Consider the following 11,258-nt stretch of genomic DNA (forward strand, 5'->3'; position numbering starts at 1 on the left):
AGGCCGGACGGCGGCAGGAAGGTTTCTTATTTACAGCTCTCCGACAGCTCCTGGTGCCGCTCTAAAAGCTCCATGGTGAGAGGCTCCGGGAAGGTTTTCGGATAAGCGGAGCTGTTGGCCCCGTCGGTGGTTTCCCCTTCATACACCGCGTTCGGATAATATTTCTGCAATTCCGATCTGCCGTTTTTGATGATGCACTCTGCCATTTCCTGGGCCAGAGGATTGGTCTTTTCTCCTTTGTCCACCACAGCTACGGACTCCGTCAGGGAGAAATTGCCCTCCAGGGGATCCACGAAATCCACCGGCAGGCCGTCCGCCTTGTCAGCCACCGCCTGCTGCCGCAGGCCAAACCCGGCGGCCACCTCCCCGGCACGCACCTTCTTTAAGGGGGCGGAACCGGAGCTCTCGATGTGAGGGCCGGCGTTGTGATAGATGCCGGTAAGCACCTCTGTTGCACCTTCCTCGCCGTAAGCGTCCACCAGGGCCTGGATCAGCAGCCAAGCGGTGGAGGAGCTTTTCACATCTGTCACGGAAATCAGATCCTGGTACTCCGGCGCCGTGAGATCTTTCAGGCTCGAGGGCATTTCCAGGCCGTTTTCCTTCATCATTTCCGTATTTACGATGATGGTTCCCTCCTGGGAGGTGATGGGCGCGCAGTAGTCCTTCTGATCCGCCGGATTTAACAGGGTGTAGGAAAACTCCAAGGGCTGGAACATCTGCAGCTTTTCCTGGGCACTGTCCACATAGAAGGTGCTGAGGGTCAGCAGGTCCGCCTCAATGTTTGTCCCCTCCGCCATCACCTTGCCTCCCAGCTCGGAGGTGCCGAAGGTCTGAAACAGGTATTTCCCCTCATAGCCTCCGGCGTCCAGAGCCGTTTTCATGGCCTCCACCGCCTCATCGTCGGCGTTGGAGTAGATCACCACCTGTTTTTCAGCGCTGCTGCCGGAGCAGCCCGCCGCGAAGGCCTGGCAGGCCAAAACGCCCGCAAACAGCACACAACATACGCTTTTTCTTCTCATATCCTTTTACCTCTCCTTTTCGTCTGATCAAATATCCCAGAAGTCCCTTCACCGCCAGGTTTGTGGCCAGAATCAGCAGGGACAGGACAAACACTTCGTTAAACTTCGTATAATACTGTAATTCCTTGATCTTTGTGGTGATCACCATGGTTCTGGCCCCGGCGATGAAAATGACCGCGCTCACCGTCACCATGGCGTTTACAAAATAGTAGCTGAACACTTCTAAAATCGTGGTTTTCATGTTGGGCGTCACGATGCGCACCACCGTTTTCACCCAGGTGTCCCCCATCAGGGACGCCGTCGTCTCCCAGGAGGCGTTCAGTTTCGCCAGGGAATTTTTCATCATCAGGTAGGGGGTGGAGAAAAAATGCACCACGTTGCATACGATGATGAGGAAAAATGTATTTTGCAGCGGCGTTCCGGAAAACAGGAACAAAAAGGCAATACCGATGACCATGCCGGGAATGGTGTTGGTGACCAGGGAAATGCTGTCGATCACCGTTTTCCACCGGTTCCCCAGATGGCTCCTGGCCGTGGCCAACGCGGCGCCGTAGGTGACAAGCAGCCCTGAAACCGCCGTGGACAGAGCCACGAAAATAGAATTTTTATACACTCCCAGCAGGCTGCTATCCCGCAGCACGTCCGTCAGGTGTTCCGTGGTAAAGGCGATCCGGTACGGCCATTCCTCCACGAAGGGCACCAGGAAAATCACCGCGAACACGGAGAGCATTCCCAAAAGAATCAGGGCTGAGGCCGCGCCGAAGAAACGGTCGCGGGCCTTGTTTTTCCGGATCTCTATATTGGAAATCCGGCTGTAGCGCACATTGTAGCGCTCCAGGTATTTTAACAGGGCGATGCTCACCACCGATGGCACCATCATCATCATGGCCACCACCGCGCCCCGGTTGAAATCGGGGATGCTGCCTAACATCTCGTTGTAGAGCACCGTGGCCACCACGTCGTACTCCCCGCCCACGGAGGCGGGAATGCCGTAATCCGTAAAACACAGGAAAAAGCACTGCACCATGGACGCCGCCAGGGTTCCCATAAGGGGGCGAAGCACCGTCTGCAAAAAGGTGACCGCCGGCCGGTCCAGCATAATCCTGGACACCACGGAAAATTTCTTATCAATATAGGCCATGGTGTTTAACACCAGCATGAAGGACACCGGCAGAGTGTAAATCACATAGCCGAACAGCAGGCCGCCAAAGCCGTAGATCTCAAAAAGCTGCCGGCCGGTCAGCCTGGTGATCAGCCCCTGTTTGCCGAAGGAATAGATGATGGCAAAGCCGTAGGTGATGGTGGGCAGCAGCATGGGCAGTACCGCCAGCAAGCGGATCAGCTGTTTTCCCTTTGGTCTTATATTGGTGTACTGGATACTGTATGCAAGTATAAAGGCAAGAGTTGTGGCGATGGCCGCGCTGCACACCGACACGGTCACGCTGTTTCCAAGGGCCCGCAGAAAGCCTCGTCCCGTCAGCACCTCTATGTAATTTCCCGCTCCCAGACCGGTCTCCGTCACCGCGGACTCCATCAGGAGCCGGATGACGGGGGCCGCCAGAAACAGGGCGAAAATCAAAAGGACGAGGACGTAAATGGCCTTGATCTCCCGTTCGTTTCTTCCTCCCATGGCCTACACCGCCTGCGCCTGCATCTGTCCGTCCCGGCTGAACAGGCGGAAGATGTTGTTTCTCTTGATTTCCAGCTGGTTGAGGATAAATTCCTGTACAAACGGAGTTTCCGGCTTTGTGATGATCTCGTCGGGACAGCCGTACTGGGAAATGCCGCCCTCGTTGATGATCAGCACCTTGTCAGACAGCGTCAGGGCCTCCTCCGGATCGTGGGTGACGATGATGGTGGTCAGGTGGTAGTCCCTGGCGATCTGCCGGATCTTGTCCTTAATGGACTCCTTGATCACCCCGTCCAGGGCGCTTAACGGCTCGTCCAACAGCAGGATTTTCGGTTTCATCACCATGGTCCTGGCCAGGGCCGCCCGCTGTTTCTGGCCGCCGGACAACTGCTCGATCCGTTTCGTCAGATGAGGCTCCAGACCCAGAAGGCGGATGAGCTCCTGCACCTCCTGCTCCGTGGAGACGCCGGGGTTGTTGCGCAGGCCGTAGGTGATGTTTTTATATACGTTTAAATTGGGGAACAGGGCGTAATCCTGAAATACGATGTTAAAGCCCCTCTTTTCCATAGGCTCTCTGGTGATGTCCCGGCCGTCAAAGAGGATCTGCCCTCTGTCCGCCTCCGTCAGACCCAGGATCAGGTTTAACAGGGTGGTCTTTCCGCAGCCGGACGGCCCCAGGATGGAAACGATCTCCCCGTCCCAGATAGACAGGCTGATGTCCCTCAAAACCGTCACTCCGTCATAATCTTTTCCAATATGCTTTAGTTCCAGCATGGTATTCTCTCCTTTCCTTTCTGTGCTTATTAAAGCACAGGGACGGGATCGGAAACCATCCGCATTCTGTAAAACTTTGTAAGGGAATGGTAAAAATGAAAAAGGAAGGCTCCATATCCGGCGCAGAAACGCAAAAAGCCGCGGCAAAGCAGTTTCTCGCTGCTTCGCCGCGGCCCTCTCACAGGCGCTGCGCCTATTCTTTCTGTTTGATATGGTTGCTGCGTTTTCCCATTTCACAGGTTTTCATCAGCCGAAGATTCTCCAGCCGCAGATGAAGTTATTCCGCCACCAGGAGCTTAAACCTCTCTCCACCACCCGTCCATGGCTGGAGGAGGCGTCGATGACGGTGCCGCTGCCGGAGCAGATGCCCACGTGGCCGCTCACCACCACAATATCTCCGGCCCGCAGGTCGTTGAAATTGGTGATCTTCTGGTATTTGCCCACACTTCTCCAGCCGGAGGAGGTAAGGTAGCTCTGCTTTACTCCCGAATTGTTCAGGCACCAGTAGACGAAACCGGAGCAGTCGAAGGAATTCGGGCCCTTGGCGCCCCACACGTAGGGACTTCCGATCTTGGATCTGGCCGTAGAAATCAGACGGCTCACGCCGGAGCTGTCGTTAATCACGGCGCCGCCTCCGCCGCCGCTGCTGCCTCCGGAACTTCCGCCGCTGGAACCACCGCTTGATCCGCCGCTGTTTCCTCTGTTGGAGGAGGAACCGCCGCTGCTGCCTCCGGAGCTGGTGCTGCCGCTGGGAGCCTTTCTCACGTTATTGCCAGTCAGCTTTGTCATGGTCTGCACGCCTACCATGCCGTCCGGGGTCAGCCCGTTCTGGCGCTGGAAATTCTTTACCGCTGTCTCCGTGATCTCTCCATAATATCCGGTCACGTTCCCCGCCACCAGATAACCGTATTTATTAAGAAGCTGCTGTACCCGTTTTACCGTATCGTCCTCGTCGCCCAGGGAAAGTCCGTTGGGCACGGCGCTGGAGCTGTCCAGGGCAATCCGCGTGGACGGGCCCAGGTAGCCGTCCACCACCAGGTCATTTCTGGACTGGAACCGGCGCACGGCCACAGTGGTGTCATTTCCATAGGTGCCGTCCGGCTCCGTGGTCAGGTAGCCCAGAGCCATCAGGCGTTTCTGGCAGGCCAGCACCACCTCGCTCTTTTCACCGTACTCCAGCATATTGGGCTTGATGTCCTCGCTGTAGAGCAGGTTCATGGTCTGGCGGCCGACCTTTCCGTCCTCCTTTAAGCCGTTCACCTTCTGTAGCTTTAAAACGGCCTGTTCCGTAGAATCACCAAAATATCCGCTTACCTGATCCGCGGTGGCCAAATATCCCAGCTCATAGAGACGGCCCTGAATCCTCTGGATGTCGTCTCCCTTTACGCCCTTTGCCACAGCGTAATATTTCGCGTCCGGAGACAGGATGGCCATAAGAGTATCCTGGCCGATGATGCCGTCCTCCGCCAGCCCGTTCTGACGCTGAAAATGCTTGACAGCGTTGGCCGTCACTTCCCCGTAGTATTCCGTGGGCTCATCGTTGTCCATAAAGCCTAACTCCATCAGGCGCTCCTGAAGGGATGCTACGATGGGATGTTCCACCCCCACCCGCAGGTACTCCGGAATCGGTTCCGTCTCCTCTACCCCCGACAGGTTGGGAAACAATGGCCCGTCCGGGCTCATGGCCGCAATATCCGGCACTGCCTCATTGTCCTGCGGCTCCACATCCGGGGCGGCCGTCACCACCACCGGCTGATTGTTCGTTCCACAGGCGGAAATGCCTGCCGAAAACGCCAGAGCCGTCATAATCAGACATATTTTTACAGGTTTATCTATGTTCATGAATGCTACCTCTTTATCTCTTTGTCGAATCAGATTCTATTCTAGCATATTTTAGAAGGACAGAAAATAGCAATTTACATAATTTTTTCTTTCATTTCTCCTGTTGCAATCGCCGTTTTTGGATGTTAGAATGGGAGCGGACAAAAAGGTGCGCAGCCGTGCGCGTCAGCCGGATGCTTTGCTCACAGGGAGCGGAAGTTTCCCCTTGAGACAGGAAAACGGCTTTGCCAGTATGAAAGGAGTTGCTTTATGAGATTACGCCACATCAAAGGCGCAGAACAGCAGATCGCGGAGAGTCCCTACGTGATCCAGAACCCGGAAGCGTTTAAGGGAAACTGGAGCGCCTGCTTTGGGAACGATGCTCCGATTGAGATAGAGGTGGGAATGGGAAAAGGAAAATTCATCATGGATCTGGCCGCCGCCAATCCCCACATCAACTACCTGGGGATCGAGCGCTACTCCAGCGTCCTCCTGCGGGCCCTGCAGAAACGGTCCGCCCTGGAGCTTTCCAACATTTTTTTCCTCTGCATTGACGCCAAGGAGATGACCGACTACTTCGCCCCGGGAGAAATCAGCCGCATTTACTTAAATTTCTCCGATCCGTGGCCCAAGGACCGCCATGCCAAGCGCCGCTTGACCTCCCCCGTCTTTTTAAACGTGTACGACCAGATCCTGAAGCCGGACGGCGTCATCGAGTTTAAGACGGACAACCGCGGCCTGTTTGACTATTCTTTAGAGTCCATTCCGGAGGCTGGATGGGACATTTTAGCATCCACCCTGGACCTGCACCACAGCGATATGGCTGAGGGCAACGTGATGACGGAGTATGAGACCAAATTCGCGTCGGAGGGAAAGCCCATCTGCAAATTGGTTGCGTCCCGGCGCAGATCGTTTTAGAATAGAAGCAGTCCCTCTGCATACAATAGTAAAAAGCATATGGTGACTGCTCATGTCATTCCGTGAAAATATGACCCGGAAACTGTCCTGCTCCTTCTGTGACAAGCCGGACATTAACCGAAAAGCCATGCGGCTCAGGAAATGCTTTGCGGAGGTAGACCGCGTTTTAAACTGCAAGCGCTGCGGAAAATGCGGAAAAAAATAAACAACAAGGAGGCATTACTATGGAATGCGTATTTACAACTGCAAATTTTGAAACTGACGTTCTCCGGTCTGACAAACCGGTATTGGTGGATTTTTACGCGGATTGGTGCGGGCCCTGCAAAATGATGGCCCCGGTTGTGGAGGAGCTGGCCGCTGACTTTGACGGCCGCGCGAAGGTGGGCAAGCTCAACGTGGACCACAGCCCGGAAATCGCCGAAAAGTACGGCATCATGTCCATTCCCACCCTTCTCATCATCCGCGGGGGCGATGTGTTCTACAAAGCCATCGGTGTCCAGAGCAAGCAGGTGATCGCCGACGCCCTGGAAAAAGCCCTGATGTAAGCCAGCGTGAGCCGGAGCCCTTTCGGAAATGCCCGTTTTTCGGGCATTTCCGGGGCTTTTTTCTATTTGTAAATTCTCTCTGAAATTTTTTTAAATATTTTTTAAAAAAAGTGTTGACTTTTGGACCCCCTTGCGCTATACTTATGGACGTGCCGCTGATAAAGACAAGCACAAAACAAAAACCAAATACAGTAAGCGCCTTTAGCTCAGTTGGTAGAGCAGTAGACTCTTAATCTATTTGTCCAGGGTTCGAGTCCCTGAAGGCGCAGGAAAAAGCACTGTTTTTGACGTTTCGGGCGTCGGGGACGGTGTTTTTATTTTGCAAACCCGCATAAATACGAGGTTTTCCGGGTGTCGGGCCTTTTTTGGAATCTGCCAGGAACAGACGCCGGTGACAGGAAAAACAGTGCCAAAAAACCTCACTTCTACCCCATTTCCCAGACATGGTCTAAATGGGAAATACCGCCCTCAGCGGCCACGATCTCGTGAGCAAAATGCTCATACCGTTTCGTAGTCTCAATACTCTCATGCCCCATTAGAATACTTAAATTGTAAACGTCTGACTGTCCATTTTTCCGGATATGATCTAAACAATAGTTTGTGGCAAAATTGTGCCGGAGCTTATGGGACGAAAGCTCAAAACCCAGTTTGTTTTGCAGACGGTTGACAAATACCCGGACACAGTTGCCGGTAATTGGCTGACCCCGTCTCTCATAGAACACTTGCGGGCCATCACGGTAGGGGCATATGCTCAAATAGTAGTCCAGAAACTGGCAGGCCACTACACCAAGAGAAACCATACGGTCTTTTGCTCCCTTACCCGTTATTTTCATAACCATCTTTTCCCGGTCGATATTCGATTGCAACAGGCCAACCACCTCACATTGACGAATACCGGAATCTAACATCAACGCAATAATTGCACGATTCCTGGCGGTGATCCACGGCACCGTAGTTTTGACAGTATCAAATATCAGGCGGATTTCAGAATCAGAATATTGATGTACCTGCTTTTTCGGCGATTTGGGCACCTTGATTTTCAATGGATTAAACGAAAGCCGCTCCTCTGTATCCAGCCAGCGCAGAAAGATTTTTACATTGCGGACATACGTAGCCACCGTAGCCCTTGAAACGCCCTTTCTACGAACGAAAATGATATAATCAGCCACACTGTCATAGGTCAGGTCAGAAACCGGCAAATCACGCCCCACAGCGTCCAGAAACAGGGATATAACGCGGCAATACGTTGTGATCGAGTTATCATTCAGACCGTCTATCTCTTTTTGACGGCGGAACAGATCGAACGCTTGTGAGAGTGTCACACCATCACCCCCGCCGGTTGCACACCCCAATAAGTTTGAATCATATTCCGATGCTTTTCAGACAAGCGACCACTTCCAGAGGACAACAGATCATAGATAAAATCCACGGAACCTCCAAACGCCGCCACAACCGCAGCCAGTGAGGGCGCAACCTGCCGCTTGAGCCATGCACAAACACGATCAACCGCAGGAGCCGGCGGCCTGTGATAAAGACTGATTTTTTCCGCATTGCTTAAAAAATCATTCCACTTTTCCAACGTCGAGCACCGGGCCTTCCTAACATTGTCAAGATGAATGAGCCGTATTTTCTGGGCCAGAATCCCAACCCCAACAGCGGCAAGGGATTTTCGGGATAACAACTCCTCACAGGCACGAACCGCAGAATCTCCCTTTAACTCCATTTCCCAACGCACCCACGGCGTTTCAATTAACGGCAATTCCTGACTAGCACGCTTTTTATTTTGTTCTGCCTGTTTATCATACACCCGCAACATGAAATCACTGGTACGCTTCCCTACATACACTGTATCACCGGAAACAGCGCCATTATCACGGGAACACAAATATTCTGTATGACGAATCCGAGAAGAATATTGCCCGGATTCTATATACTGATTTACCTCCGGCACCGTGAAATAGCAGGCCCCAATATCATCAATAGCAATATCAAGCCGTGTTACCGAACCAAATTCGCAAATCATAGCCAGAAAATCCAGAAAAACGGTACTGTCTAAATCCGCCATTTCATACGCAGAATCAGAAAACGGGGTAGCTGAACTATGCGCATCGCGGTAATGTTTCAATACATCATCCATACAGCTACTTGATATAACCACATGAATCCCCATACCCGGCACAGAGCCGTGATAATACACTTTAATTTCTCCAGAACCTACACGACGGACGATTTTCTCATGATAACCGAAACCGCCGAACGGCTGAAACGTAAACTCGTCAACAGAATACCCCATCAAATCAAGCGCATATGTATAGGGCGCCGGGCTTGTCTCATCAAAGCCGGTTTTTAAAGTAAACTCCAGCCAGTCAGACAATGATAGCAATCCATTTTTCATTATGACTTTATTGCCATTATCCATACAAAACCTCCATAAACACTGTAAAAAGTTTGCTGTTGCAATTTGGAATTTCTACCCCCGTATTACTGTACGGGGGTCAGCCACTACTTTAAGCAGCGACAATCCCCCAAAAAATCAGCCATCCGCGACACCCGCCGAACGCACTCATCACGAATCAAGTCATATAGCAAAAGAACCTCATCCGTAAGCACAGAAGAACAAATGTCATCATCTAATATTTTTGATAACCCATGATAAAATTGAACAAGCTCACAAAGCGAAAGCGCAGAAAAGAAACGCCGATAATGTTCTTCAAATGATTCTAAATATCCCATTTATCTTTCCTCCAATTAAGCCACAGAACGCAGAAAATCATTGTTTTTTAAGTATTCAAACGGTACATACGTATGAAACAACTGCGTATACTGGAATCGAGCATCGCACTCAATCCAAACTTTACTAGAAACACAAATACGAGCATTTCCCGCAAAAACAAAAACACCTAGCTCATAGCCGGAAAATGTCAACCAATAGTTATTGCGACAACGTTTAAAATCACAATCAACCATAGCCGGAAAAGAGACCCTATCACCAACAAATTCTTTACAAAGAGAATACACTTTCCTTTTTCCTAAACCACTTTTCAAATAATAGGTCATTGCCATCATCCTTTTTGTAATTAATCCAACAATATACAGTTGGTATACCATAACATATACCGACCACCACACCGCCTCCGGTTCTTACTGCTACCTATTGGCTCTAAGCACTCGCCGCCCGGCTGTTATTCCCGCCATTTACACGCTACGCGCCTGCAATATACCTTGCATGGACTTACAAAATCACGAACTAGCCTTCCCTAGGTGCTGCCAGTGGGTACTCCCTAAGTAATTGTCTCCCAGGCCAAAAAACACGGTTCTCGTTGCTACCGGCTGGAGGATGTGATACAATAATCATGCAAAACTATCTTTATATTGATTAGCTAATCATATATATGTGGGCCATTAGTGGGCCCACCTTTAAGATACCACAAGTGGGCCCACTTGTAAAGTGCTTTTTGGAGGAAAAACAATATGCCATCAACACTCCCTGTTATCAAAGTCAGAACTGATGAAGAAAATCTAATCAAAATTAAAACCATTGCGAAATTCAACAAAAGGAGCGTTTCAAAAGAAATTGAGAAATTAATTGAAGATCACATAGCTAGTTTTGAACAAACATATGGAAAAATCGAGATATACAACATGAACCCCGCCGAAATAGCAAATGACATCAAAGACCGGATAACCCAGAAACCACCATATGGAGACAAGAACTAAACCATGAGAGTGTCAAACGTCTCCGCGGCCGTGGCGCGCGGAGACGAAAATACACACTCAATCAATCATTCAAACAGACTATTCAAATCTAACCATTCAAACTCCCTTTACTCCTTTACAACAAGAATCAAACTTGTCAGGATTCATAACAGCTGAACCCCAAAAAGGAACATTACTTGAATCAACCGGGCAAACCGTCCCATTATCTACCCCTCTATAATAATTTATCAACGCCGTTTGTACAATCGCCGTTTTAGTGATCCCATACGCCCTAGAATCATCCTCCAAACGATCATAAATAACCCTAGGAACCCAGAGAGAAAGTCTCCTCATAAAATCTTGTCTTCTACTCATAGCATACCTCCTATTTTAGACATAATATTTGTTTATGCACATTGTCGCATTGTAGGGGGGCAAAAACGGGGATGCCTCCTACACGCCTATATGCAACAGGGAGCAAAAAGCATCCTGTGATAACCGGCACCCCTGCCCCCTGTCAACACTGTCGCAACCCGCTAGAATTCGCCGCGCTGCTATGGCGTCAACAAGAGGACAAAGCGGAACTGCGTTCCTTCTGTCCTCTTGCCACCATTATAGCAGCTTTTATTGCGTCAAGGGCTGCCCTACGGCGTATCGGACAGGCTCCGCCTGTCCTTGTCCCTTGACACAACCGGCAGACGTCCCAACAACCAAAAATAAACTTAAATAAGCTAATCTCTTAATCTATTTGTCCAGGGTTCGAGTCCCTGAAGGCGCAGGAAAAAGCACTGTTTTTGACGTTTCGGGCGTCGGGGACGGTGTTTTTATTTTGCAAACCCGCATAAATACGAGGTT

The 11,258-nt window shown here is 50.9% G+C and carries 10 protein-coding genes, 1 tRNA gene and 1 pseudogene; 4 read left to right on the plus strand and 8 right to left on the minus strand.

The annotated features are described in order from the left end of the window. Positions 1-26 precede the first annotated feature (26 nt). The 3 genes and pseudogenes from B5E84_RS05490 to B5E84_RS05500 form a co-directional block, all read right to left on the minus strand. Positions 27-2,649: pseudogene (locus B5E84_RS05490) on the minus strand (extracellular solute-binding protein). Positions 2,650-2,652: 3 nt separating this feature from the next. Then, the gene (locus B5E84_RS05495) at positions 2,653-3,423 is read right to left on the minus strand and encodes an ABC transporter ATP-binding protein (protein ID WP_087220381.1); all 771 of its coding nucleotides are present in this window, start codon (positions 3,421-3,423) and stop codon (positions 2,653-2,655) included. Positions 3,424-3,669: 246 nt separating this feature from the next. Continuing rightward, entirely contained in the window at positions 3,670-5,265 is a 1,596-nt protein-coding gene (locus tag B5E84_RS05500) for a C40 family peptidase (protein ID WP_087220384.1), read from the minus strand. A gap of 249 nt (positions 5,266-5,514) precedes the next feature. Here B5E84_RS05500 and trmB point away from each other — a divergent pair, with 249 nt between their 5' ends. The 3 genes from trmB to B5E84_RS05515 all read left to right on the plus strand — a co-directional run bounded on the left by trmB (position 5,515) and on the right by B5E84_RS05515 (position 6,975). Further along, positions 5,515-6,162 (plus strand): tRNA (guanosine(46)-N7)-methyltransferase TrmB, encoded by a 648-nt coding sequence (gene trmB, locus B5E84_RS05505; RefSeq protein WP_087220387.1) that lies wholly within the window; start codon positions 5,515-5,517, stop codon positions 6,160-6,162. A 224-nt stretch (positions 6,163-6,386) separates the two neighbouring features. Further along, complete coding sequence (gene trxA, locus B5E84_RS05510; RefSeq protein WP_087220389.1) at positions 6,387-6,707, plus strand: thioredoxin; 321 nt, start codon at positions 6,387-6,389, stop codon at positions 6,705-6,707. A 195-nt stretch (positions 6,708-6,902) separates the two neighbouring features. Continuing rightward, positions 6,903-6,975: transfer RNA gene (locus tag B5E84_RS05515), tRNA-Lys, on the plus strand. A gap of 157 nt (positions 6,976-7,132) precedes the next feature. On the opposite strand, the gene B5E84_RS05520 is transcribed toward B5E84_RS05515, so the two are convergent. The 4 genes from B5E84_RS05520 to B5E84_RS20325 form a co-directional block, all read right to left on the minus strand. Beyond that, entirely contained in the window at positions 7,133-8,029 is an 897-nt protein-coding gene (locus B5E84_RS05520; protein WP_162612812.1) for a tyrosine-type recombinase/integrase, read from the minus strand. Continuing rightward, positions 8,026-9,126 carry a replication initiation factor domain-containing protein gene (locus B5E84_RS05525; RefSeq protein WP_087220396.1) on the minus strand — a complete coding sequence of 367 codons (1,101 nt, stop codon included), beginning with the start codon at positions 9,124-9,126 and terminating at the stop codon, positions 8,026-8,028. The genes B5E84_RS05520 and B5E84_RS05525 overlap by 4 nt, the downstream gene beginning before the upstream one ends. Before the next feature lie 83 nt (positions 9,127-9,209). Beyond that, complete coding sequence (locus tag B5E84_RS20320) at positions 9,210-9,440, minus strand: hypothetical protein (protein ID WP_143469180.1); 231 nt, start codon at positions 9,438-9,440, stop codon at positions 9,210-9,212. A gap of 15 nt (positions 9,441-9,455) precedes the next feature. After that, complete coding sequence (locus B5E84_RS20325) at positions 9,456-9,764, minus strand: hypothetical protein (RefSeq protein ID WP_143469181.1); 309 nt, start codon at positions 9,762-9,764, stop codon at positions 9,456-9,458. 414 nt (positions 9,765-10,178) lie between these two features. On the opposite strand from B5E84_RS20325, the gene B5E84_RS05530 reads away from it, so the two are divergent. Continuing rightward, positions 10,179-10,424, plus strand: coding sequence for a hypothetical protein (locus B5E84_RS05530; protein WP_087220398.1), 246 nt, complete (start codon positions 10,179-10,181; stop codon positions 10,422-10,424). Positions 10,425-10,520: 96 nt separating this feature from the next. Here the strand turns inward: B5E84_RS05530 and B5E84_RS20330 are convergent, their stop codons facing one another. Beyond that, the gene (locus B5E84_RS20330) at positions 10,521-10,778 is read right to left on the minus strand and encodes a hypothetical protein (RefSeq protein ID WP_143469182.1); all 258 of its coding nucleotides are present in this window, start codon (positions 10,776-10,778) and stop codon (positions 10,521-10,523) included. Positions 10,779-11,258: the final 480 nt, after the last annotated feature.

The organism is Lachnoclostridium sp. An14, assembly GCF_002160755.1.
Lineage (GTDB): Bacteria > Bacillota > Clostridia > Lachnospirales > Lachnospiraceae > Lachnoclostridium_A.